Annotated in this window: 18 protein-coding genes; 8 read left to right on the forward strand and 10 right to left on the reverse strand. The window is 69.4% G+C overall.

Annotated elements, in window-relative coordinates; translation table 11 throughout:
• Nucleotides 1–150 precede the first annotated feature (150 nt).
• On the forward strand, nucleotides 151–2,310 hold the full coding sequence (locus D7X30_RS15915; protein WP_199724350.1) for a BTAD domain-containing putative transcriptional regulator: 2,160 nt from the start codon (nucleotides 151–153) through the stop codon (nucleotides 2,308–2,310).
• A 19-nt stretch (nucleotides 2,311–2,329) separates the two neighbouring features.
• Here the strand turns inward: D7X30_RS15915 and D7X30_RS15920 are convergent, their stop codons facing one another.
• Nucleotides 2,330–3,253: a hypothetical protein gene (locus D7X30_RS15920; RefSeq protein ID WP_120563791.1), complete on the reverse strand. Its 924-nt coding sequence runs from the start codon at nucleotides 3,251–3,253 to the stop codon at nucleotides 2,330–2,332.
• 121 nt (nucleotides 3,254–3,374) lie between these two features.
• Here D7X30_RS15920 and D7X30_RS15925 point away from each other — a divergent pair, with 121 nt between their 5' ends.
• Both D7X30_RS15925 and D7X30_RS15930 read left to right on the forward strand, forming a co-directional pair.
• The gene (locus D7X30_RS15925; RefSeq protein ID WP_147443219.1) at nucleotides 3,375–3,980 is read left to right on the forward strand and encodes a hypothetical protein; all 606 of its coding nucleotides are present in this window, start codon (nucleotides 3,375–3,377) and stop codon (nucleotides 3,978–3,980) included.
• Between the two features lie 271 nt (nucleotides 3,981–4,251).
• Nucleotides 4,252–6,165, forward strand: a complete 1,914-nt coding sequence (locus tag D7X30_RS15930; protein WP_304984696.1) for a hypothetical protein — start codon at nucleotides 4,252–4,254, stop codon at nucleotides 6,163–6,165.
• Between the two features lie 44 nt (nucleotides 6,166–6,209).
• Here the strand turns inward: D7X30_RS15930 and D7X30_RS15935 are convergent, their stop codons facing one another.
• Genes D7X30_RS15935 through D7X30_RS15975 form a run of 9 tightly spaced genes read right to left on the reverse strand, consistent with a single transcriptional unit; the run spans nucleotide 6,210 to nucleotide 17,630 of the window.
• On the reverse strand, nucleotides 6,210–7,592 hold the full coding sequence (locus tag D7X30_RS15935; RefSeq protein ID WP_120563794.1) for an aldehyde dehydrogenase family protein: 1,383 nt from the start codon (nucleotides 7,590–7,592) through the stop codon (nucleotides 6,210–6,212).
• Nucleotides 7,593–7,620: 28 nt separating this feature from the next.
• A complete protein-coding gene (locus D7X30_RS15940; RefSeq protein WP_120563795.1) occupies nucleotides 7,621–9,798 on the reverse strand; it encodes a 3-hydroxyacyl-CoA dehydrogenase NAD-binding domain-containing protein in 2,178 nt (725 codons plus the stop codon).
• Between the two features lie 37 nt (nucleotides 9,799–9,835).
• Nucleotides 9,836–11,047, reverse strand: coding sequence for an acetyl-CoA C-acetyltransferase (locus D7X30_RS15945; RefSeq protein ID WP_120563796.1), 1,212 nt, complete (start codon nucleotides 11,045–11,047; stop codon nucleotides 9,836–9,838).
• 28 nt (nucleotides 11,048–11,075) lie between these two features.
• On the reverse strand, nucleotides 11,076–12,224 hold the full coding sequence (locus D7X30_RS15950; protein ID WP_120563797.1) for an acyl-CoA dehydrogenase family protein: 1,149 nt from the start codon (nucleotides 12,222–12,224) through the stop codon (nucleotides 11,076–11,078).
• Nucleotides 12,225–12,236: 12 nt separating this feature from the next.
• Entirely contained in the window at nucleotides 12,237–13,376 is a 1,140-nt protein-coding gene (locus D7X30_RS15955) for an acyl-CoA dehydrogenase family protein (protein WP_120563798.1), read from the reverse strand.
• A gap of 20 nt (nucleotides 13,377–13,396) precedes the next feature.
• Complete coding sequence (locus D7X30_RS15960) at nucleotides 13,397–15,235, reverse strand: long-chain fatty acid--CoA ligase (protein ID WP_120563799.1); 1,839 nt, start codon at nucleotides 15,233–15,235, stop codon at nucleotides 13,397–13,399.
• 54 nt (nucleotides 15,236–15,289) lie between these two features.
• Nucleotides 15,290–16,120: an NAD(P)-dependent oxidoreductase gene (locus tag D7X30_RS15965; protein ID WP_120563800.1), complete on the reverse strand. Its 831-nt coding sequence runs from the start codon at nucleotides 16,118–16,120 to the stop codon at nucleotides 15,290–15,292.
• A gap of 8 nt (nucleotides 16,121–16,128) precedes the next feature.
• Nucleotides 16,129–16,791, reverse strand: a complete 663-nt coding sequence (locus tag D7X30_RS15970) for a TetR/AcrR family transcriptional regulator (RefSeq protein ID WP_120563801.1) — start codon at nucleotides 16,789–16,791, stop codon at nucleotides 16,129–16,131.
• On the reverse strand, nucleotides 16,788–17,630 hold the full coding sequence (locus D7X30_RS15975) for an enoyl-CoA hydratase-related protein (RefSeq protein ID WP_120563802.1): 843 nt from the start codon (nucleotides 17,628–17,630) through the stop codon (nucleotides 16,788–16,790). Before D7X30_RS15975 ends, D7X30_RS15970 begins: the two co-directional genes overlap by 4 nt.
• Nucleotides 17,631–17,763: 133 nt before the next feature.
• Between D7X30_RS15975 and D7X30_RS15980 the strand changes: the two genes are divergently transcribed.
• Genes D7X30_RS15980 through D7X30_RS16000 form a run of 5 tightly spaced genes read left to right on the forward strand, consistent with a single transcriptional unit; the run spans nucleotide 17,764 to nucleotide 22,774 of the window.
• Nucleotides 17,764–18,537 (forward strand): SDR family NAD(P)-dependent oxidoreductase, encoded by a 774-nt coding sequence (locus D7X30_RS15980; protein ID WP_120563803.1) that lies wholly within the window; start codon nucleotides 17,764–17,766, stop codon nucleotides 18,535–18,537.
• A gap of 23 nt (nucleotides 18,538–18,560) precedes the next feature.
• Nucleotides 18,561–19,763 carry an acyl-CoA dehydrogenase family protein gene (locus tag D7X30_RS15985; protein WP_120563804.1) on the forward strand — a complete coding sequence of 401 codons (1,203 nt, stop codon included), beginning with the start codon at nucleotides 18,561–18,563 and terminating at the stop codon, nucleotides 19,761–19,763.
• A gap of 2 nt (nucleotides 19,764–19,765) precedes the next feature.
• Entirely contained in the window at nucleotides 19,766–20,782 is a 1,017-nt protein-coding gene (locus tag D7X30_RS15990; protein ID WP_120563805.1) for a phosphotransferase family protein, read from the forward strand.
• Nucleotides 20,775–21,140 (forward strand): DUF6285 domain-containing protein, encoded by a 366-nt coding sequence (locus tag D7X30_RS15995; RefSeq protein ID WP_120563806.1) that lies wholly within the window; start codon nucleotides 20,775–20,777, stop codon nucleotides 21,138–21,140. The genes D7X30_RS15990 and D7X30_RS15995 overlap by 8 nt, the downstream gene beginning before the upstream one ends.
• Before the next feature lie 11 nt (nucleotides 21,141–21,151).
• Nucleotides 21,152–22,774 (forward strand): leucine-rich repeat domain-containing protein, encoded by a 1,623-nt coding sequence (locus D7X30_RS16000; RefSeq protein ID WP_120563807.1) that lies wholly within the window; start codon nucleotides 21,152–21,154, stop codon nucleotides 22,772–22,774.
• Nucleotides 22,775–22,821: the final 47 nt, after the last annotated feature.

Consider the following 22,821-nt stretch of genomic DNA (forward strand, 5'->3'; position numbering starts at 1 on the left):
GCCGTGCACGGCTCCAGCCTCCCGGTTGTCCCGTCATCCGGGCCCACCAGCGCTCCCAGGCTCGGACGCCGGCGGACAGCGCCATGGCCAGGCATGAGCGGCCGCCGATGGCCTGCCTCCACGTCTGGTCGAGTAAGGTGCGCGCTTCGCATGACGGCGCGAAGCCTGGGGAGATTGACGGTGGATGGCAGGGAATGGCGGGTGCGGGTCCTGGGGCTGGCGCAGCTGTGCGGCCCCGACGGTCAACGGGTGAGGTTGGAGCGGCGCACCGCGGCGCTGCTGGCGTGGCTGGCATTGCAGGGCCCCTCGCCCAAGTTCGCGCTCGCGTCCCTCCTGTGGCCGGATTCGCCGCCCACGACGGTGCGAAGCAACCTGCGGCAGCTGCTGCGCCGCCTGCGGGTCGCCACGGAGGAGGCGCCCCTGGTGGAGGGCGACGCCGAACGGCTGGCATTGGTCTCGCCCTCGTCCGTGGACGCCGCGTGCTTCAAGGCCGCCGCGGAGGCCCGTGCCCACGCGGAGGCCCTGGCGTGTGTCGACGCGGAAGACAGCACGCTGCTGGCCGGCTTCGACTTCGATGACTGTCCGGAGCTCGCGCGCTGGCTGGACGGCGCCCGCGCGGGCATCGAGGGGTGGGGGCGCGAGGCGCGCGAGGGCCGCATCGCCCAGCTCACCGCCGCGGGTGATTGGACCGCCGCCCTGGGGCTCGCGCAGACGTGGGCGCGGCAGGAGCCCGAATCCGAGCAGGCCGGCCGCCACCTCATCCGGCTGCACTACCTGCAGGGTGACCGGGGCGCCGCGCTCGCCACCTTCGAACATCTGCGCGGCGTGCTGGACCGGGAGCTGGGCGTCACGCCCATGCCGGAGACGCTCGCGCTGGTGCGGGAGGTGGAGCAGGCCACGCCGCGCCCCCGCTCCGCTCCGGCCACTCGGCCCGCGCTGCCGCTGTCCGTGCTGCGTCCTCCGGTGCTGGTGGGCCGGGACGCCGCGTGGCGGCAGCTGGAAGCCGGCTGGGAGGCGGGCCAGTTGCTGTTCATCTCCGGTGAGCCCGGCAGCGGCAAGACGCGGCTGGCGGAGGAGTTCGCGGCCACGCAGGGCCGCTGGGGGCGCATCGACGCGCGAGTGGGAGACCGGGACGTGCCGTTCGCGTCCCAGGCGCGCGCCTTCCGCACGCAGCTGCGGCGCTGGCCGGACGTGAAGCTGCCGGACTGGGTGCGCACCGAGCTGTCGCGCATCCTCCCCGAACTGGGAGATGCGCGGCTCCTGCCACCCCTGGCCTCCGAGGCCGGCATGCTGCGCTTCTACGACGCCATCGTGGTGTCGCTCCATCTGCTTCACGAGCACGAGGACATCAGCGTCGCGGACGACGTGCAGTACTGGGACGGGGCCAGCGCGCGGGCCTTCGCCTTCGCGTTCTCCCGGCTGGCCGACTCAGCCCCTCCGGGCGCCCGGAGCCTGCGCTTCATCGACTGCTACCGCCGGGGAGAGCTGGTGCCTGAGACGGGAATGCACGTGGCCCGGCTCGTGGAGGCGGGGCTGGCGTGCATCGTGGAGGTGGACGCGCTGACGGACGAGGACGTGAAGCGCATGGTGGCGGGCATGGGGCTGCCGGGCGCGGAGGCGCACCTGGAGGCCCTGGCCCGCTACACGGGCGGCAATCCCCTGTACGTCGTGGAGACGCTGAAGCACCTGCTGGAGACGGACTCGCTGCACCGCGAGTGGCCCCAGCGGCTGCCACCTCCGGGGCGCGTGGGCCCGCTCATCCAGCGGCGTCTGGAGGGGCTGTCCCCGCTGGCGCTCCAGTGCGCGCGGCTCGCGGCGTTGGCGGCGGCCTTCTTCCAGACCTCGCTCGTGCCCGGGGTGCTCCAGGTGAAGCCGGCGGAGGCGCACGAGGCGCTCGCGGAGCTGGAGGCGGCCCAGGTCCTCCTGGGGGAGCGCTTCAGCCACGACCTGGTGATGGAGGCGGTCCTGGCGGGGATGGGGCCGGGCGAGGAGCGCGTGCTGCACGCCCGGCTCGCCACGGTGTTCGAGGCGGACGGCGCTCCCTCCATCCTCCTGGCGCACCACTGGCTGGGCGCCGGAAGGACGGAGCGGGCACTGCCGCACCTGCTGGCGTCCGCGCGCTCCGACGAACAGGTCCTTCCGCCCGAGCTGGCGGCGGAGCACTACGCGAGGGCCGCGGCCCTCATGCTGTCGCTGGGACAGCACGAGGACGCCGTGCAGGCGCGGGCCGCCGAGGCGCGCTGCCGGCTCCAGGCCACCTCCGCGGGAGTCCTCACCCCCGGGCCCACGGCAGGCCCGGGCGCTCGCTGAGCTTCAGCGGGGTTCCGGCTCAGGCGCAGTAGTACGTCGGGGCCAGCTCCAGCACGCGCTGCTCCGCGAGGGGGGAGAGCGCGCGCAGGCGGGAGAGGAAGAGCGGGGCCTTCATTCCCATCCCGATGAAACCCCAGACATACGAACGCTCCTGGGACTCGGACAACTGCTGGCGTTCGGTGGGCGTGAACGTGCGCCCCACCGCCTTCTCCAGCGTCTGGAGATCCAACGCGAGCTGCGCGTTCAGGGTGCCACGCAGCGCCTGGAGCAGCTCCGCGTATTCGGTCAGGGCCGCGTCCAGGGCTTCGGGCGCCTGGGCGAGGATCTTCTGGGCCTCCAGGAAGTCCAGCCGGGTGTGCTGCGCCTCTTCCAGCCAGTGGTGCTTGAGCAGGTTGCAGAACAGCGGATCCAGCGTCTCGTCTTTGTTTCCGCGAACCGTTTCCTGGTAGTGCTGCTGCGTCATCAGCTCCATGTGCAGGTTGAAGATCAGCACGCCCAGGTTCGACTTCGACATGATGGCCCGGGCCACCTCCACCTGGTTGTCGAGCAGGGCAGGGGCGACCTTGAAGCCCTTGGCGAACGCGCCGGTGAAGCGCGCGAAGAGCTGCTGGTGCTTCAGCTCCTCCTCGGTGAAGCGCAGCAGCGCCCGCATGTGCGTCGCGTTCCCGTGAAGCTCCAGGCCGGCGCGCTGGGAGGCCAGGGCGACGGCGTACTCCTCCAGGAACAGGAACAGGTGCGCGTAGCTGTTGGAGCGGATGTGATTCAACATCAGCCGCTCCTCCGCGCTCAGGAAGGGGATGTCTTCCGTCCCGGTCAGCGCATCCGAAAGGAACCGGTGGCTGAAGTCGAGCACGGTGTCCCTGGGCAACAGCTCATCCAGACGCCAGGACACCCGTTCGGAACTCTGGATACAGGACTGGTACTCCGGGGTTTGATTGAGCATGGATGAATCAAACGGGTTTTCCCGGCTTTGGGTCAATGGGGGGACCTCGCCCCTACTCGTCGCGGCGGGTCATTCCTGCCTGGGATTGGGTGGGAAGGGAGGGGTGGGCTATGAAGTCGCCATGCCCAGGAACCTTGTTCTGCCTTTGTTCGCGCTGCTCACGTTCGTCGGCTGTACCCACCAGGTGAGGCCGAGCCCCGCGCCCATGTCCAACGCGGGGACGCCGTTGGCGCTCCGCGCGCGCTACTTCATCTCCCCCGAGCAGAAGGCGCTCATCGATTCGGGCAAATACTTCGCCCTGGGCTTCACGCAAACCTGGGACATCTACATCGGCGAGGCCCTCACCCGAAGCTTCCCGCAGATGATGGGCACCGTCTTCCAGTCCGTCCAGGAGGCGTCCAGCCCCGACGACCTGGGTGACGCGGATGTGCTCATCATCCCGGAGATCCAATTCTTCAGCGTCCACGCCGGTGGCTTCGTGTCGGAGCTGAAGCTGACGGTCCACTCCAAGGGAGGCCAGGACTCCGTCTCGATGCGCGACCTGTTCGAGGGCGCGTCCCAGAAGAGCAAGGGGGCCTCCGCGTGGCTGCGCGGGGGCGCCAGCGGCGAGGAAACCCTGGGGCAGTCCGCCGCGTTCGCCTTCGAGGACGTGATGCCCAAGGTCGCCACGCGCCTGCGTGAGGTCTTCGCCAAGGCCCAGGCGAAGGCGTCCCCGGGCGTGCTCTGACCCCAAACGCCAACATCAACGAACACCTGAGGGCCCGGAACACAACCGTTCCGGGCCCTTTGTTTTTCCCAGACACGCTAACGCGCTGCGTATTGAGAGCCCGGAATCCGGGGCCTACAAGGTTCCTTGTTGTCAAAGTGCCAATAGGCGTCGGAGGCCGTGCATGAGACTGCGATGGAGCCGTAGGTGGGCGTGTCCGAGTTCCCTGGTCCTCTTCCTGTTCAGCGCCGCGGCTGCCGCCGACCCATTACCGCTGCTGGAGACCACGGCGGTGCGGTCGCCGTTCGTGGCGGCCTGCAACGGGAAGCCGGACTCCACGCCGCTGCCGGTGGACCCGCGCACGCTGGTGGTGCCGGGCGTCAACAAGCCCGGGGCGGCGGTCCAGTTCAACGCGTACTGGGTGGACCTGCACAATCCCCCGGCGCCGTTTGTCTCCACGCTGCCGCCCAATCCCACGACGTGTGGCGAGTTCCGCGCGAGCGTGGCCCGGGGGCGCACCAACATTGAAACGCGCGCCTACTTCCAGCCGTTCACCACCTCGCTCGCCTACTACAACCTCTACATGCTCTGGGGCTTCCTCATCCGCCCCTCGGACTTCGACGAGCAGGTCATCAAGCGCTACGGCATGGCGAAGGCGCCGTTCCGCAATCCCTATCCGCTGCCGTGGGAGAACCCCAACCTCACCAATGGCGGCAGCGGCCAGCTCCCCCTGGGGCTCGTGCAGGAGCGGGACTCGAACGGGCGCTACACGGGCGCCATCAGCTCCAGCTGCTCGGGGTGCCACGACTCGCGGCTGGGGACCGAACAGGAGTCCGGCTTCGTGTGGGGGCGCTCGAACGACGCGCTGGACGCGGGGTTGATCCAATCCGACTTCTTCCGCTCGACGGGCGTGGGCACCGTGCTGCAGCTGGCGCCCGTGCCCTGGAGCGTGGGCCGCGGCACCAGTGACGCCATTGGCATCGTGGACCTGCTGCCCGCGCTCTTCGACATGGACTCGCTGGCCCTGGCGCCCAGCCTGCTCGAGTACTTCCCCTCCCATGCGGGCGGCCAGTCCCGCGCGCCCAGCTGGTGGCACCGCGCCTTCAAGACGCGGCAGTTCTGGGATGGCGCCCTCACGTCGGACAACGTCCGCTCGGAGATGGCCTTCAGCATCGCGAACCTGGGGCGCACGCCCGCGCAGCGCCGGGCGATGACCGTCGAGTTCGAGGACAACGACAACTTCTTCATCTCGATGTCCCCCCCCACGTACCCCAAGACGGTCAACACCGCGCTCGCCGAGCAGGGCGCGGTGCTCTTCCACGAGAGGGACCTGTGGGCCAACGGCGCCAACGCCAACATCCCCAAGGCGCCGGGCAACGGCTCCTGCGCGTCCTGCCACGGCGTCTATTCGCCGCGCCATGCCGCGAACCCGGCGTACCTGCCCGACCCGCGCCTCAAGGGCGTGGCGGGCGTGATTACCCCCATCGAGACCATCCGCACGGACCCCGCGCGCAAGGACCTGATGGCGGACATCCGCAAGCGCAAGGCCTGGAACACGTCCTTCCTGGCCTACAACGACGAGTCCCCCGACCACGGCCCCTTCTACGACGACCTCATCATGAGCGCCCTGCGGCGGGTGCCGCGCAGCGCGTATGACAACGGGCTGGGCCCCGTCTATTCACCCGTGGGGCCCAACGAGTGGCTCAGCCCGTTCGGCTACATCGCGCCGCCGCTCTACGGCGCGTGGGCCTCCGCGCCGTTCTTCCACAACGGCAGCGTGCCCACCCTCTGGGACGTGCTGAAGCCGGCGGACCGGCCCTCCGTGTGGAAGCGCCTCCAGACGTCCGCCAACATCCTGGGGACCAACGCGGGCTACGACGCGAGCTACGCGTCCTACGACTTCGCGAAGCTGGGCTGGAAGGTGTCGTCGCTGCCCTGCGCCAACACCCCGGCCAACGACCCGTTCATCCCGTGCAGCGGGGAGATGGCGACGGCCGACGTGCTCTTCGCGAACATCGCGAACCTCGCCGCCAACTACAACTCGCTGGCCTACCAGTCCCCGCCGCCCATCACCCAGAAGCAGATCCGCTCCCGGATGATCTTCAACTCCCACCTCTACGGCATGGGCAACGGCGGACATGACTTCACCCAGTCGCTCACCGACCCCGAGCGCTGGGCCCTCCTGGAATACATGAAGACGCTGTAGTCAGCGGGGGAGGGGGCGCGGAAGAAAACCGCGCCCCCGGCCCGTCACAGGAAGCGGCGCAGCAGGTCCAGCTTCCCCGTGTAGGGCGGGTAGCGCAGCTTCATGTCCAGGATGAACGGCCGCTTCACCACGCTCTTCTTGTGGCTGAAGGCATCGAAGCTGGCCTGGCCGTGGTAGCCGCCCAGGCCGGACTCGCCCACGCCGCCGAAGGGCATCCCCTCCGCGGCGAAGTGGACGCACACGTCGTTGGTGACGGCGCCGCCGCTGGACGTCTCCGCGAGCACGCGCTCGTTCACCGCGGCGTCCCGCGCGAAGGTGTAGAGGGCGAGCGGCTTGGGGCGGGCGCGCACGAAGCGGATGGCGTCGTCGACGCCCTCGCAGTCGACCAGCGGGAGCAGGGGACCGAAGATCTCCTCCTGCATCAGCGGGCTCGCCAGGGGCGCGTCGGTGATGACGGTGGGCGCGAAGTAGCGGCTCTGAGCGTCGCGCTCTCCGCCGAAGGCAATCTTTCCATGGGCCGCGAGCGCGCTGACCCGCTCGAAGTGGCGGGCGTTGACGATGCGGCCGTAGTCGGCGCTCGCGCTCGCGTCGTCTCCGTAGAAGCTCCGTACGGCCTTCTGGACCAGCGCCGTGAAGCGCTCCTGGAGGTCGTTCGGAATGAGCACGTAGTCCGGCGCGATGCAGGTCTGCCCGGCGTTGACGTACTTGCCCCAGGCGATGCGGCGCGCGGTGACCTCCAGGTCCGCGCTCCGGTCGACGATGCAGGGGCTCTTGCCGCCCAGCTCCAGGACGGTGGGCGTCAGGTGCCGGGCCGCCGCTTCGGCGACGGTCCGGCCCACCTGGGGGCCTCCGGTGAAGAAGATGAGGTCCCAGCGCTCGTCGAGCAGCGCGCGGCTCTCCTCCACGCCGCCCTCCACGACGGAGACGACCTCGGGAGGAAATGCCTCGCCCAGCATCTTCGCGAGCACGCGCGAGGTCGCCGGTGCGTGCTCACCAGGCTTCAGCACGGCGGTGCAGCCCGCGGCGAGCGCCCCGATGAGCGGCGCCAGCGACAGCTGATAGGGATAGTTCCAGGGCGCGATGATGAGCGTAACGCCCAGGGGCTCCGCGTACTGCCAGGCCCGCGCCGGCTGGATGACGAGCGGCGCGGAGCCCTTCCGGGGCTCCATCCAGGCCTTCACGTGCTTGAGGGCCGTCTTCAGCTCCCCGTAGATGCTGCCCACCTCCGTCAGGTAGGCCTCCTCCGGGCTCTTCGAGAGGTCGGCCTTGAGGGCGGCCAGGATGGCCTCCTCATGCTTGCGCGCCGCCGCTTCGAGCGCCCGCAGCTGCTCCTGCCGCCACTTCAGCGGGAGCGTGACGCGGGTTTCGAAACAGGCGCGCTGCCTTGAAACGAGTGCCTTCACGTCATGCTCCCGCTGATGCCTCATGGGGCGACCTCTTGTGTGGGTGAGGGGTTTACTCGAGCAGCTCTCCGCGCTCCGCCTTCGCGACCAGGGACGCCGGCGGCAGGAAGTGCTTCCCGTAGCGCTCCGCCAGCTGGCGCGCGCGGATGACGAAGCCGCGCGGCCCCGTACCGGACGGGCCTTCGTAGCCGTTGATGTACTGCACGACGCCGCCCGTCCACGGCGGGAAGCCGATGCCCAGGATGGAGCCCACGTTCGCGTCCGCGGTCGAGCGCAGCACGCCCTCGTCGAAGCAGCGCACCGTGTCGATGGCCTCCGCGAAGAGCATCCGCTCCTTCATGTCCTCGAAGGGGATGGTGTGCCCGGGCTTCGTGTAGTGCTGCGCCAGCCCCGGCCACAGGTTCGTCCGCTTGCCGTCCGCGTAGTCGTAGAACCCTCCGCCCGTGGAGCGGCCCTTGCGCCCGTGCTGGTCGATCATCGCGTCCATCACCGCGTAGCTGCCGTGGTCCGTCCACGGCTGGCCCGCGGCCTCCACGGCCGCCTTCGTCTCCTGGCGGATCTTCCGGGGCAGCGTCAGCGTCAATTCGTCCACCAACTGGAGCGGGGCGGCGGGGTAGCCCGCCTGGAGTCCCGCCTGCTCGATGGACGCGGGCGCGATGCCCTCGCCCACCATGGCGATGGCCTCGTTGAGGAACGTGCCGATGACGCGGCTGGTGAAGAAGCCCCGGCTGTCGTTGACGACGATGGGCGTCTTGCCAATCTGCACCGCGATGTCGATGGCCTTCGCCAGCGTCGCGTCACTCGTCTGCTTGCCGGCGATGAGCTCCAGCAGCGGCATCTTGTCCACGGGGGAGAAGAAGTGCATGCCGACGAAGTCCGGCGGCCGCGTCACGCCCTCCGCGAGCAGGCTGATGGGCAGGGTGGAGGTGTTGGACCCCAGCACCGCGTCCGGCGCCACCACGCCCTGGATCTCCTGGAAGACCTTGTGCTTGAGCTTCACGTCCTCGAACACCGCTTCGATGACCAGGTCGCAGCCCGCGAGCGCTGCCGGGTCCTCCGCGGGGGTGATGCGCGCCAGCAGCGCGTCGCCCTTCTCCTTCGTGACGGAGCCCTTGGAGACGGCCTTCTCCACCAGCTTGACGGAGTAGCCCTTGCCCTTCTCCGCGGCGGCGAGGCTCACGTCCTTGAGCACCACGTCGATGCCGGCCTTGGCGCACACGTAGGCGATGCCCGCGCCCATCATGCCCGCGCCCAGCACGCCCACCTTCTTCGCGGTGTGCTGCGGGAAGCCCTTGGGACGGCCGCCGCCGGAGTTGATGTGCTGCATGTCGAAGAAGAACGCCTGCATCATGTTCTTCGCGACCTGGCCGACGACGAGCTCCGTGAAGTAGCGCGACTCGATGGTGAACGCGGTGTCCACGTCCACCTGCGTGCTCTCCACCGCCACCGCCATGATGGCGCGCGGCGCGGGCATGTTCGTGCCCTTGAGCTGCTTGCGCAGGTTGGCGGGGAACGCGGGCAGGTTCGCCGCGAACGCCGGGTGGGACGGCGTGCCGCCGGGGATCTTGTAGCCCTTCTGGTCCCACGGCTGCTGCGCCTTCGGGTTCGCCTTCACCCACGCCTTCGCCGCGGGCAGGAGCGCGTCCACGGACGGCACCACCTCATGGACCAGACCCAGCTCCTTCGCCTCCTGCGGGCGGTAACGCTGGCCCTGGAGCAGCACCTTCATCAGCGCGTCCGTGATGCCCAGCATGCGCACCGTGCGCACCACGCCGCCGCCGCCGGGCAACAGGCCCAGCGTCACTTCGGGCAGGCCCACCTGCGCACCCTTCACGTCCGCGAGGATGCGGTGGTGGCACGCGAGGGCGATCTCCAGCCCGCCGCCCAGCGCCGCGCCGTTGATGGCCGCGACCACGGGCTTGCCCAGGGTCTCCAGCGTGCGCAGCTGCGCCTTGATCTCCTGGCCCAGGTCGAAGACCTGCTTCGCTTCATCCTTCTTCACGCGGCGCAGGTCGTTGAGGTCGCCGCCCGCGAAGAAGGTCTTCTTCGCGGAGGTGATGACGACGCCGGTGATGCTGTCCTTCTCCTTCACCAGCCGGTCCACCGCCGCGCGCATGGACTTCACGTAGGCGGCGTTCATGGTGTTGGCGGACTGGGAGGGGTCGTCCATCGTCAAGACGACGATGCCGTCCGCGTCCTGTTCCCAGCGCAGGGTGTTCTGTTCGCTCATGGTGTTCGCTCGAAAGTCTTTGAAAGGGGAGGGAGGGTCAGACGCGCTCGACGAGGGTGGCCACACCCATGCCGCCGCCGACGCACAGGGTGACGACCGCGCGGCGCGCGTTGCGCCGCTCCAGTTCATCCACCACGGTTCCAAGAATCATGGCGCCGGTGGCGCCCAGCGGGTGCCCCATGGCGATGGCGCCGCCGTTGACGTTGAGCTTCTCGTCCGGGATGTCCAGGTCCTTCTGGTACTTGAGGACCACGGAGGCAAAGGCCTCGTTGAGCTCGAAGAGGTCGATGTCCTTCACCGACAGGCCGGCGATGTCCAGCAGCTTGCGGGTGGCCGGCAGCGGGCCGGTCAGCATGATGGTCGGCTCCGCGCCGGACGTGGCCACGGCGGCGATGCGCGCGCGAGGCTTGAGGCCCAGCGTCTTGCCCACCTTCTCCGAACCCACCAGCACCAGCGCCGCGCCGTCCACGATGCCGGAGGAGTTGCCCGGCGTGTGCACGTGGTTGATGCGCTCCACCGCGTGGTACTTCTGGAGCGCCACCGCGTCGAAGCCGCCCATCTCACCCATGGCCGTGAAGGACGCGCTCAGCTGGCCCAGCGAGGCCACGGTGGAGTCCGGGCGCATGTGCTCATCGCGGTCCAGGATGGTGAGCCCGTTCTGGTCCACCACGGGGACGACGGACTTCTGGAAGTAGCCGTTCTTCCACGCGTGGGCGGCGCGCTCCTGCGAGCGCACGGCGTAGCGGTCCACGTCCTCGCGGGTGAAGCCCTCCATGGTCGCGATGAGGTCCGCGGAGATGCCCTGCGGCACGAAGTAGGTGTCGTAGTTGGTGGCGGGGTCCATGGCCCACGCGCCGCCGTCGGAGCCCATGGCGACGCGGGACATGCTCTCCACGCCGCCCGCGATGACCAGGTGCTCCCAGCCGGAGCGCACCTGCTGCGCGGCCATGTTCACCGCCGTCAGGCCGGAGGCGCAGAAGCGGTTGAGCTGCACTCCGCCGGTGGTCTCCGGCAGGCCCGCGGCCAGAACGAGCGTGCGCGCGATGTCCGCGCCCTGGTCGCCCACGGGGGACACGACGCCCAGCACCACGTCGTCGATGTGCTTCGGGTCCAGGTTCGGGTGGCGCTGCTTGAGCGCGTCCACCAGGCCGACGAGCAGCGACACCGGCTTGGTGCCGTGCAGGGCGCCCTTCTTGCCCTTGCCGCGAGGGGTACGGACGGCGTCGAAGATGAATGCTTCCTGGCTCACGGGGAGCCTCCTTGTGAGAAGGGAGGGGCTACAGGGACCGGGCGACGAGCTCCTTCATGACCTCGTTCGCGCCGGCGAAGATTCGCAGGACGCGGGTGTCCGCGAACAGATGGGCGATGGGGTATTCCTTCATATAACCGTACCCACCGAACAGCTGGAGGCAGCGGTCCACTACCAGGCAGGCCTGGTCGGACACCCAGTACTTCGCCATGGCCGCCGTTGTCACATCGAGTCTGCCTTCCAGGTGGGACGCAATGCAGTCATCCACGAAGGTGCGGCAGACCCGCTGGAGCGTGGCGCACTCCGCCAGCTCGAAGCGCGTGTTCTGCAGGGCGAAGAGCGGCTTGCCGAAGACATGGCGCTGCTTCGTGTACTCGACCGTGAGCTGGACGGCGCGCTCCAGGCTCGCCACCGCGATGATGGCCGTGGTCAGCCGCTCCTGGGGCAGCTGCTGCATGAGCTGGGCGAAGCCCCGGCCCTCCTCGCCTCCCAGCAGGTTGACGGCGGGGACGCGCAGGTCGTCGAAGAAGAGCTCGGTGGTGTCCTGACCCTTGCCCCCCAGCTTGTCGAGGATACGGCCGCGCTGGAAGCCGGGCGTCGTGTCGGAGACCTCCGCGCACAAGAGGGAGATGCCCGCGTGGCCCGGCTGCCCCGTGCGCACGACGATGATGATGAAGTCACACACGTGGCCGTTGGAGATGAACGTCTTCGCGCCGCTCACCCGGTAGAAGTCGCCCTCACGCACCGCGCGGGTGCTGATGGCCTGGAGGTCGGAGCCCGTGCCCGGCTCGGTCATGGCGATGGCGCCCACCCACTCGCCGCTGGCCAGGCGGGGCAGCCACTTCTGTTTCTGGGCCTCCGACGCGTAGGCGAGCAGGTAGTGCGCGACGATGGCGCAGTGGACGGGGAAGCCCATGGACGGGTCCCCGGCGCGGATCTGTTCCTCGATGAGGACCGCCTCGTGCGCGAACGTGCCGCCCGCGCCGCCGTAGGCCTCCGGGATGGACATGCACAAGAGGCCCAGCTCTCCGGCGCGGCGGTAGAGCGCCTTGTCCGGATGGCCCTGCTCCACGTGCTTGGGAAGGTTGGGGAGGACCTCCTTCGTGAAGTAGGTGGCCGCGAGCGTGCGCACCTGCTCGACGTCATCCGAGCTCCAGCGGGGACGTGCCGTCGTCATGATGTCTGTCTCCTAGAGTCCGAAGGTCTTGCCGATGATGTCGCGCTGGATTTCGCTGGTGCCGCCGTAGACGGTGGAGATGACCGTGGCGCGCAGGTGCGACTCCATGTCGTATTCGGTGGCGTAGCCGTAGCCGCCCATCATCTGCATGCCCTCCAGCGCCACGCGCTTGGCGGTCTCCGTCGTCTTGAGCTTCGCCATGGAGGCCTCGCGGGGGAGCATCCGGTCCGGGTGTTCATCCGCCATGGCCGCCACGCGGTAGACGAGCAGTTCGCAGCAATCCAGCTCCGTGGCCAGGTCCGCGATGCGGTGCTTGAGCGCCTGGAAGGAGCCGACGGCGCGGCCGAATTGCTTGCGCTCCTTCACGTAGGCGACGGCGTCGTCGAACGCGCGCCGGCCCCGGCCGAGCATGGACGCGGCGAGCAGGAGCCGCTCGCTGTTGAGCCCCGCCATCAACTGGGGCCAGGCCTGATCCACGAGGCCGACCACGGAGGACTCCGGCAGGAAGCAGTCCGTGAAGAAGACGTCGTTGACCTCCTTGCCGCCCATCGTGGGGATGCCGCGGATCTCCATGCCGGGCGTGCCCGCGGAGACGCAGAACATGGTGAGGCCTTCATGCCGAGAACCCACGGAGTTCGTGCGCGCCACGAGCAGCACGTGGTCCGCGAAGTGCGCGTTGGAGCACCAGGTCTTCTGGCCGTTGACGACGAAGCCCCCGTGCGTCCGGACCGCGCGGCAGGTGATGGCGGCGGCGTCGGAGCCGGCCCCGGGCTCGGAGATGGAGATGGCCTCCACCCGGCCACGCGCGATGCCGCCGAGGAGGGTCTCCTTCTGCGCCGGGGTCCCGAACTTCGCGTAGGGGCCCGCCGCCACCGCGGTGGTGATGTAGCCGCCCACGGGCGCGAGCCCATAGGCGGTCCGCTCCGCGAAGAGGCACATGTCGGCCATGCCTCCGCCGGAACCGCCGTACTCCACGGGGAGGCCCACGCCCAGCCAGCCCAGTTCGGCCATCTGGGCGTAGAGGCCGGGGGCATGGGCCTCCGTGCCGTCGTGGGTCAGCGCGTCCCGCTGCGCGCGCGTGCCCGTCCTGGCGCGGCAGAACGCGTCGATGGCATCCGCGAACGATGCTTGCTCCGGGGTTCTTACGTGCATGGCGGTTCTCCGAAGGGGCGTCAGGCGTTCGCGTAGAGCGCGGCGATGCGTTCGGCGTACTGCGCGAGCAGCACGCGGCGCTTGAGCTTGAGGGTGACCGTCAGCTCTCCCGTCACCGGGGACCAGGCTTCCGGGACGACGTGGAAGCGCTTGATCTGCTCCGAGCGGGAGAGGCGCACGTTGGCCGCGGCGACGAGAGAGTCCAGCTCCGCCTGGACGGTGGGGTCTCGCGCGAGGTCTTCGATTGCCACGGAGGACAGGCCCTTGGCCTTGGCCCAGACGGGCGCGGCCTCCGGATCCAGGGAGACGAGCGCCGTCACGTAGGGGTGGCCGTCGCCAATCGCGAGGGCCTGGGCCACCAGCGGGTGGGCGCGCAGCATGCCTTCGAGCTTGGAGGGGGCGATGTTCTTCCCGCTCGACGTGATGATCAGCTCCTTCTTGCGGTCGGTGATGCTGAGGAAGCCGTCCGCGTCGAGCGTGCCGATGTCGCCGGTGGCGAGCCAGCCGTCCGCGTCTGTCGCGCGGACAATCTGGCCGTCCGCCGCGAGGTAGCCCAGGAACACCACCGGGCCGCGCACGAAGATTTCGCCGTCCTCCGCCAGCTTGAGCTGAAGCCCGGGGATGGGCCGCCCCACGGAGCCGACGCGGAAGTCGGTGGGGATGTTGATGGTGGCGCAGCCGGTGGTCTCGCTCATGCCCCAGACCTCCAGCACCTGGATGCCGAAGCCGCCCAGGAACTCGAGGATGTCCACGGGGATGGGCGCGGAGCCGCTGCTCGTCCATTGCAATGCATCCAGGCCCATGGACTTGCGCAGTGGTTCGAGCACGCGCGCCTCGGCGTCCGAGGCCTTCTGCTGGACCTCCGGGGGCACGGGCCTGCCAGAGCCGCGCAGCCGGAAGGACTCCAGCGCGGCGGCGTGGGCGGCGAGTAGGGGCTCACGCTGGGCGGGCGGGAGCGCGTCCACCTTCATGCGGAGGCCGGACGCGAGCTTCTCCCAGAGGCGCGGCACGCCGAAGAACGCGGGCGCGCGCGAGCGGGCCAACAGCGGCACCACGCCCGTGGGGTCCGTGCACAGGTGCATGTGCAGCGCCTTGTAGAGCGCTCGGTACAGCCCCAGCTCGCGCTCCGCCACGTGGGCCAGCGGGAGATAGGCGATGGAGGGGACCCGCATCGGCACGGGGACGCACTGGTCCACCGCGACGGCTTCATAAAATGCGTTGAGGTGGCTCAGCACCACGCCCTTGGGGTCGCCTGTGGTGCCGGAGGTGTACATCATCGCCAGCGGATCCTCCGGGCGGATATCCCTCCAAGTGTCCTCGAAGGCCTGGGGGTTGGCCTCGTGGAGGGCGCGGCCTTCGGCTTCGAGGTCCGCGAAGGAGATGAACCGCGAGTCCCCGCGTGGAAGGGCGGAGGCGTCCACGACGACGATGCGCTTGAGGGCGGGGAGCGCTTCGAGCACCGGCCACCACCGGGACAGCTCGTCCGCGCCCTCCAGCACCACCACCGTGGCCGCGCTGTGCCGGGCGACGTAGCCCACCTGTTCCGTGCTCAGGGTCTGGTACGCGGTACAGGAGATGGCGCCCAGGTGGGCCGCCGCATAGTCGATGATCCAATGCTCCGGTCGGCCGGACATCATGATCATCATCCGCTCGCCGCGCTTCAGCCCCAGCACGCAGAGCCCTCGGGTCATCGCGGCGGTGCGCTCGCGCAGCTGGCCCCAGGTGAGGGTGCTGTTCCCGTAGGTGAGCGCGGGCGCGTCCGCGTATTCCGTGGCGTTGCGCTGGAGGAGGCGCGGCAGCGTGAGCTGGGCCGCGAGGGACAGGCACTGCGCTTCCAGGTTCGCGTCAAACGCACCCATGGACACACCTCCGCCAGGTCAAAGGACAATCCGCTTGTCTGTTGTGCTTCCTCTTCAGGGGTCGACGTACAGGTCGAGCGCCACATCCGGGCCGCCGCCGTAGCGGCTGAAATCAGTGACTCCAGCCGCGCGCAGGACGTCCTCGTCGATGAAGGTCTGTCCGGTGCACTCGCGCGGCGGGCGCTGGAGGATGGCCACCGCCGCGTCCGCCATGATGTCCGGCGAGCGGGCCCGCTCCATTGAAGCGTCCCCGCCGAGCAGGTTCTTCACGGCGGCGGTTGCGATGAGCGTGCGCGGCCAGAGCGCGTTCGCACCGATGCCGGCGTCCGCCAGCTCCGCCGCCCAGCCGAGCGTGAGCAGCGTCATGCCGTACTTGGCCATCGTGTACGCGGGGTGCAGGCCCATCCAGTGGGGCGCCAGGTTCACCGGCGGGGACAGCGAAAGGATGTGCGCGTGGGACGAGCGCCGCAGGTGCGGCAGCGCCGTGCGCGTCAGCAGGAACGTCCCGCGCAGCTGGATCTGCTGCATCAGGTCGAAGCGCTTGAGCGGGAGTTCCTCGGTCTTGAGCGGGGCCAGGGCGCTCGCGTTGTTGACGCAGAAGTCGATGCCGCCGAAGCGCGCCACCGTTTCGTCCACGGCGCGCTGCACGTCCGCCTCGTCCCGCACGTCGCCCACCACCGCGAGCGCCTTGCCTCCCGCGGCTTCAATCTCCGCGGCGGCCGTGTGGACCGTGCCCGGCAGGCGCGGGTCCGGCGTGCCTGTCTTCGCCAGGAGCGCGACGTTCGCGCCCAGCCGTCCGGCCGCGACACCGATGGCCAGCCCGATGCCACGGCTTCCCCCGGACATGAGCAGCGTGCGTCCGGTGAGCGGGCCCGGACCGGCCATTGGCCCCGTCACTTCTGGGCCTTCGGCTTCGCGGGGGTGGCGCGTCCGGGCGTCGCCGTCCGGGCGAGCTGGGGGAGCAGGTCGCGCACGATGAGCAGGAGCGATTCGCTCAGGAGCAGGTGCGTCTCCTCGCGGGTGAGCGTTCCGTCGCGGAGCCACTCGCGGATGGAGGCCTTCACCAGCCCGCTGTAGGAGCGGATCATCGCCCGTTGCCGCGAATCGTTGCCGACCTCGGCCTTGAGCCCCAGGAACTCGAGCGTTCGCGACGCGGCCACGTCGTCCGCCTCGGCGATGATGCGATCGACGTCCGGATCCGCGCCAATGCTGCCGCTCCCGATGACGGCCAGATACGTCTTGCCGTGGGTCGCCACGGTGTCCAGGTACCACTCGACGCTGCGCTCCACGCGCTCTCGCAGGGTTCCGGTCATGGGGACGCTCTTTTCGATGCCGGGCATGAGCAGCATTCGCTTCACGACCTTCAGGTAGAGATCCCGCTTCTGCCCGAAGTAGTGATTGAGGAGCCCCCGCGCGACGCCCGCCTCCTTGGCGATGTCGGTGGTGGAGACGTCCGCGTAGGGGCGCTCGCCGAACAGGCGCATGGCGCACTCGAGGATCTGCTTCCGGCGCTCGTCCGGTTCCAGCCGCTTCCAGCGGGGGGCCAGCGCGCTCATCGCCGGGCCTCCTGCCAGGGGAGGAACGCGGGCAGGTCTTGGGTCACCGTCCGGGAGAACCGCGCGGGTCGCTTCTGCATGAAGGCCATGACGCCTTCTAGCGCGTCCGCGCTCTCTCCGAGGCTCGCGATGAGCTGGCTGTCCAGGGCGAACGCGGGCTCCGGCGAGGGGAGGGCGCTCATCCGGTAGAGCGCCTGACGGATGACGGCCACGGACACCGGCGCAGTGGACTCCACCAGCTCCTTTGCTAGCGCCTGCGCGGCGGCGGCCAGGGCCTCGGGTTCATGGAGGGATTGGACGAGCCCCGCGCCGAGTGCCTCCTCCGCCGGGACGAGCCGGCCACTCACCATCCAGTCCATCGCGCGGCCCAGGCCCACCAGTCGTGGCAGGAACCAGCAGGAGCCCGCTTCCGGGTAGATGCCCCGCCGGCTGAAGACAAACCCGAAACGGCTGTTCCTGGCCGCGAGCCGGAAGTCCGCGGGGAGGATCATCGTGGAGCCCACGCCCACCGCCGCGCCCTGGATGGCGGCGATGACTGGCTTTCTCAACATGAACAGCTGGCGCGCGACGCGGGTCGCGGGTTCGACCCATGCGCCCCCGGGAATGTCTGTGTTCGTGACCTCCAGGGCCTGACCGCTGAGGTCCGCCCCCACGCAGAAGTCCTTGCCCGCGCCAGAGAGGATGACCACCCGCACCGCTTCATCCGCGTCCGCGGCGGCGAGCGCGGCGGCCAGTTCATCCGCCATGAGCACGGTGAAGCCATTGCGCGCTTCGGGCCGGTGCAGTTCCACATTGGCGACCCGGTCCGCGTAGGAAACGCGGATGTGTTGGTAGCTCATGGTTGGAAATCCTGGCTCATGTGATGGGTATAGTGGAGACTTGTTGGCGCGGCGTCAACAGCAAGAGTCGCCAGACATCACCCGGAGTCTTTCGACGTTTCGCGTCATCGATTGCCTGCCCTGGAGCCCGTTCATGAGTGTGGATGCGTTTGGCCTGGAGGGACGCCGCGCGCTGGTGACGGGCGCCTCTGGAGGGTTGGGTTTGCACTTCGCGGAGGTGCTGGCGCGGGCGGGCGCGGAGGTGGTGTTGGCGGCGCGGCGCTCGGACCGGCTGGCCGCGGAGGTGGAGCGGCTGCGGGAGCTGGGGCTGCGCGCCCATGCGGTGTCCATGGACGTGACGCTCGCGGCGTCCGTGCAGGAGGCCGTGGCGGAGGCGGAGGCGCTGGCGGGTGGGGTGCTGGACGTCCTGGTGAACAACGCGGGCGTGTCCGGCGAGGGCTTCTTCCTCCAGGTGGAGGAGGCGCAGTGGGACGCTGTCATCGACACCAACCTCAAGGGTTCGTATCTCGTGTCGAGGACCGTGGCGCGCCGTCTGGTGGAGCACGAGACACCGGGCAGCATCATCCACATCGCGTCCATCCTGGGGCTGCGGGTGGGCGGCGGGGTGGCGCCCTACTGTGCCTCCAAGGCCGGGTTGATCCACCTCACCAAGGCGATGGCGTTCGAGCTGGCGCGGCATCGGATCCGCGTGAACGCGCTGGCTCCCGGCTACATCGAGACGGACTTCAACCGGACCTTCTTCGGGAAGGACGCGGGACAGAAGCTGCTCGCTCGCATTCCCTTCCGGCGGCTGGGCCACATGCGGGAGCTGGATGGGCCGCTGCTGCTGCTGGCGTCGGAGGCCGGCAGCTACATGAGCGGTTCTGTCATTGAAGTGGATGGTGGCCACCTCTGCTCCACCCTGTAGTCCTTCCTCTCCAGGAGCCCCTGATGGACTTCTCGCTCTCCCCTGAAATCGAAGCGTACCGGCTGCGCGTGCGTGAGTTCGTGGCCACGCATGTGCTGCCGCTGGAGAAGCAGTTGGATGCGTTCGACGCGCACGAAAACCTCCGCGAGGAGGTGGTGGCTCGGGTGCGTGAGTTGGCCCGCGCGCAGGGGCTCTGGGCCTTCCAGATGCCGAAGGCGCGCGGAGGGCAGGGCCTGGGCGTGGTGGGCATGGCGGCCTGTTACGAGGAATCGGCCCGTTCGCCCTTTGGACCCGTGATGTTCAATGCCGCGCCTCCGGATGACGGCAACATGATCGTCCTGGAGAAGGTGCTCGCGACGGAGGCGCTGAAGCAGCGCTGGTTGCAGCCCATCATCGACGGCAAGGTGCGCTCCGCCTTCGCGATGACCGAGCCCGATGGCTGCGGCTCCGATCCGTCCCTCACCTATACGCGGGCGGAGAGGCAGGGCGACGAATGGGTGCTCACGGGCCGTAAGTGGTTCATCACCGGCGCCCAGGGCGCGCAGCACTTCATCGTGGTGGCTCGCACCTCCGATGACGAGCGCAAGGGGCTGACCGCCTTCCTCTTCGACGCCAGCCAGCCTGGATGGCGCATCGAGCGGCGCATCCCCATCATGGGCCCCGAGGAGCACGGCGGTCATTGCGAGCTCGTCTTCGAAGGGCTTCGCATCCCGGACGAGCAGCGACTGCTGGGCGTGGGCGATGGCCTCAAGGTGACGCAGATCCGCCTGGGCACGGCGCGCCTCACGCACTGCATGCGCTGGCTGGGATTGGCGAAGCGGTGCCTGGAGGAGGCGGGCGGCTATGTCTCGCGACGGATGAGCTTCGGGGAGACCCTGGCTCGGCATGAGGGCGTGCAGTGGATGCTGGGCGATGCGGCGAAGGACATCCACATCGGGCGGCTGCTGACCATGAGCGCGGCCTGGAAGCTGGACCAGGGGGACTTCGCGCGCACGGACATCTCCATCGCGAAGATCCACGTGGCGGATGCGCTGCACAAGGCCGCGGACACGGCCATCCAGTTGATGGGCGCGCGCGGCTACTCCAAGGACACGCTCGTTGAATGGGTTTACCGGTACGCGCGTCAGGCTCGCTTGGTGGATGGCGCCAGTGAGATCCACAAGATGGTGCTGTCGCGTGCCTACCTGGCGGAGGGCGCGGACTTCTTCCGGTGGGGAGTGGGATGACGATGCGCGAGGAACACAAGCACGCGCTGGAGTCCTTCCTGGCCACGAAGGCGGAGGCCCGCGAGGTGCGGCTCGTCGATGCGCGCCTGCTCTCCGGAGGCGCCATCCAGGAGAACTGGCTGCTGACGGCGGTGGTGAGCGGAGGGCCGCATGAAGGCGTGCTGGAGTGCGTGCTGCGCTCCGACGCGGCGTCAGGCGTCTCCGTGTCGCACGGCCGTGCGCAGGAGTTCGCCCTGCTGCGAGAGGCCTTCCGCGCGGGCGTGACGGTGCCGGAGCCGCTGTGGCTGGGAGACGGCTCCGTGCTCGGGCGCGCGTTCTTCGTGATGCGCAAGGCGCGGGGGACCGCCGCCGGCCATCGCATCGTGAAAGACCTGGGGCTGGGCGGAGACCGCGAGGTGCTGACCGAGCGGCTGGGGGAGGAGCTGGCGCGGCTGCATGCCATCCGCCCTCCCGTGGAGGCCCTGTCCTTCCTCCCGGTGCCGGCGCTGTCACCCGCGCTGCGAGGCGTGAAGGAGTTCCAATCCTTCCTGGACGGCCACCACACGGCGTTCCCCGCGCTGGAGTGGGGGATCCGCTGGCTGGAGCGGCATGCGCCCCGGACGCCGGAGCTGGTGCTGACGCACCGGGATTTCCGCACGGGCAATTACATGCTGGACGAAGCCGGGCTCACGGCCGTGCTGGATTGGGAGTTCGCGGCGTGGTCGGACCCGCTGGAGGACCTCGGGTGGTTCTGCGCGCGGTGCTGGCGCTTCGGCCAGTTCGACAAGGAGGCGGGAGGCATCGGCTCCCGTGAGGCGCTGGCGCGGGGGTATGCGCGCGTGAGTGGCCGGCGGCTGGATTGGGAGGCGGTGCGCTACTGGGAGGTCTTCGCCCACGCTCGGTGGGCGGTGATTGCCCTGCAGCAGGGCGAGCGGCACGTCTCCGGCCGGGAGCCTTCGCTGGAGCTGGCGCTGACGGCGCATGTCGTGCCGGAGCTGGAGCTGGAACTTCTTTCGATGACGGGGGGACGGAATGCGTGAACAGCCGGACGGGGCCGCGCTGCTGGCGATTGCTCGCGAGGTGCTGCTCCGGGAGCTGCTGCCCGGGCTGCCGGAGGACAAGGTCTACGCGGCGCGGATGATCGCCAACGCGATGGGCATCGCGGAGCGGCAACTGCGCGCGGGTGACGAGCCTCAGCAGGAAGAACGCGGGGCGCTGGTGGTCCTGCTCCATCGCGAAGGGGGGCTCGAGGAGCTGAACCGCGAGCTGGCGGCGCGGATCCGCGAGGGCGGGTTCGATGGAAACCGCGAGGCCTGGTCGCTGCTCTGGGACTCCACCCTTCAACGGGTCCGGGAGAGCGCACCGAAGGCACTGCCGGCTTCCGACCGGATGGGGTAGAGGTCGGACCCATGAAGAAGACGTCCAAGTCGCCCGCCCGCGACCTGCCGTTCGAAATCCTCACCTGGTCCCAGGTTCGCGACGAGGTGAAGGCCCCTGGCAATCGCGAGGATGACTCGGACCGCGTGCTCGTCCTCAACGGGAATGTCGTCATGCCCTACGACCTGGGGCTGGACTTCCACCAGGGAATCTTCGCGCAGGACGACGAGGATGAACCTCCGTTCACCGGCCTCATCGTGCGAGGCGACCTCACCGTCGAAGGCTGCGTGCTCAACTGGGAGAACGACTTCGGGCCGTTCCTCCAGGTGCACGGCAACCTCGTCGCGAAGCGCATCGCCATCGGCGGTGCTCGGCTTCACGTCTCCGGCGACGTGACGACCGAAGACCTGGTGGCGGTCTACAACCATGGCAGCGTCTCCGTGGGCGGCAACCTCAAGGCCCGCACCCTTGCCTCGCATTACTCCTTCAAGGTGGCGGGCGCTGTTGATGCGCACCGCTACCTGGGCCAGGACTCGAAGGTGTTCGCGGTGGCCGGCGGGGTGGAGGACGTGAAGGACCCCTACGAAGGGAAGGGCGTCTTCGTCCCGGCGGTGGTGAGGGACGGCCGCGTCGATCTGGAGAAGGTGCGGGCCCGGCTGGCGGCGGGCAAGCCCGTCGCTCGCGACGCGTTCACCAGCATCCGGGAGGCGTTCCGTCAGCTCGTCGCGAAGAAGATCGCGGAGCCCGACAAGGTCAAGAGCCTCACGCTGGAGGACAAGGGGCTCACGTCCCTGCCGGAGGAGCTCTTCCTGTTCCGCAAGCTGGAGAAGCTCAACCTCCGCCGCAACAACCTCCGCGCGCTCCCGGAAGAGCTGGGGCAGCTCACGGAGCTGCGCGAGCTGGACCTGCGCGGCAATCGCCTGTTGGAGCTGCCGGAGTCCATCGGCGAGCTCAAGAAGCTGCGGGTCCTGGACCTGGAGTCCAACTGCCTCTGGCGGCTGCCGGAGTCACTGGCCGGATGCGTCGAGCTGCGGCGGGTGAATCTGGTCAACAACCCCCACGCCTACGTCCGGCTGGCCTTCGGGAGCTGGCGGCAGGTGAAGCTCATGTTCGACTTCCCGGAGGTCCTCACGCGGCTGCCGAAGCTGGAGGTGCTCACCTTCGAGGGAACGCCGCTGCGCACGCTGCCGACGCGGCGCTTCGACAGCACGACCTTGAGCAAGGCCACGGTCCTCAGGTCGCTGGTGACGCACGTGGATCCGGAGCTGCACGGCCAGCTCCAGGTGGACGTGGAGCGCAGCCGCGAGAAGGCGGCGGCCTATATCGGCTACTGGTTCAAGCCGGAGACCGTTCGCCTGGAGTCCTTCTACGACGCGAAGTCGGACCGCTACGACTTCGCGGAGCTCCTCGCGCTGCTGGCGCTGCTGCTGCGCATCAACATCCCCACGGCGGCGCCCTACGAGGAGTCGCTGGAGAAGTTCCGGGTGCAGAGCCGGGAGATCGCCCGGCACCTGGACTGGGACGGCGACAAGCCCCAGCACGTCCACGCGCTCTTCGCAGGGCTGCGCGACGCGCTGGGTCCGCTGGGCGAGCCGTACCCCGGCGACGCGCTCATCGCGGGCCTTCGGGATGTCTTCGCGGCCCTCGCTGGCTGAAGCCCACTGGTGACTCGGGACATCAGCTGGTGAATGGCGTCATCGCG

This window comes from Corallococcus sp. AB011P (assembly GCF_003611605.1).
GTDB classification, from domain to species: Bacteria; Myxococcota; Myxococcia; order Myxococcales; family Myxococcaceae; genus Corallococcus; species Corallococcus coralloides.

Excerpts from the sequence above, each read along its gene's own strand:
- D7X30_RS15985 (WP_120563804.1), top strand. The coding sequence starts at position 18,561 with ATGGACTTCTCGCTCTCCCCTGAAATCGAAGCGTACCGGCTGCGCGTG.
- D7X30_RS15960 (WP_120563799.1), bottom strand. The coding sequence starts at position 15,235 with ATGGGTGCGTTTGACGCGAACCTGGAAGCGCAGTGCCTGTCCCTCGCG.
- D7X30_RS15970 (WP_120563801.1), bottom strand. The coding sequence starts at position 16,791 with ATGAGCGCGCTGGCCCCCCGCTGGAAGCGGCTGGAACCGGACGAGCGC.
- D7X30_RS15950 (WP_120563797.1), bottom strand. The coding sequence starts at position 12,224 with ATGACGACGGCACGTCCCCGCTGGAGCTCGGATGACGTCGAGCAGGTG.
- D7X30_RS15965 (WP_120563800.1), bottom strand. The coding sequence starts at position 16,120 with ATGGCCGGTCCGGGCCCGCTCACCGGACGCACGCTGCTCATGTCCGGG.
- D7X30_RS15975 (WP_120563802.1), bottom strand. The coding sequence starts at position 17,630 with ATGAGCTACCAACACATCCGCGTTTCCTACGCGGACCGGGTCGCCAAT.
- D7X30_RS15955 (WP_120563798.1), bottom strand. The coding sequence starts at position 13,376 with ATGCACGTAAGAACCCCGGAGCAAGCATCGTTCGCGGATGCCATCGAC.
- D7X30_RS15940 (WP_120563795.1), bottom strand. The coding sequence starts at position 9,798 with ATGAGCGAACAGAACACCCTGCGCTGGGAACAGGACGCGGACGGCATC.
- D7X30_RS15925 (WP_147443219.1), top strand. The coding sequence starts at position 3,375 with ATGCCCAGGAACCTTGTTCTGCCTTTGTTCGCGCTGCTCACGTTCGTC.
- D7X30_RS15990 (WP_120563805.1), top strand. The coding sequence starts at position 19,766 with ATGCGCGAGGAACACAAGCACGCGCTGGAGTCCTTCCTGGCCACGAAG.
- D7X30_RS15935 (WP_120563794.1), bottom strand. The coding sequence starts at position 7,592 with ATGAGGCATCAGCGGGAGCATGACGTGAAGGCACTCGTTTCAAGGCAG.
- D7X30_RS16000 (WP_120563807.1), top strand. The coding sequence starts at position 21,152 with ATGAAGAAGACGTCCAAGTCGCCCGCCCGCGACCTGCCGTTCGAAATC.
- D7X30_RS15920 (WP_120563791.1), bottom strand. The coding sequence starts at position 3,253 with ATGCTCAATCAAACCCCGGAGTACCAGTCCTGTATCCAGAGTTCCGAA.
- D7X30_RS15980 (WP_120563803.1), top strand. The coding sequence starts at position 17,764 with ATGAGTGTGGATGCGTTTGGCCTGGAGGGACGCCGCGCGCTGGTGACG.
- D7X30_RS15995 (WP_120563806.1), top strand. The coding sequence starts at position 20,775 with ATGCGTGAACAGCCGGACGGGGCCGCGCTGCTGGCGATTGCTCGCGAG.
- D7X30_RS15915 (WP_199724350.1), top strand. The coding sequence starts at position 151 with ATGACGGCGCGAAGCCTGGGGAGATTGACGGTGGATGGCAGGGAATGG.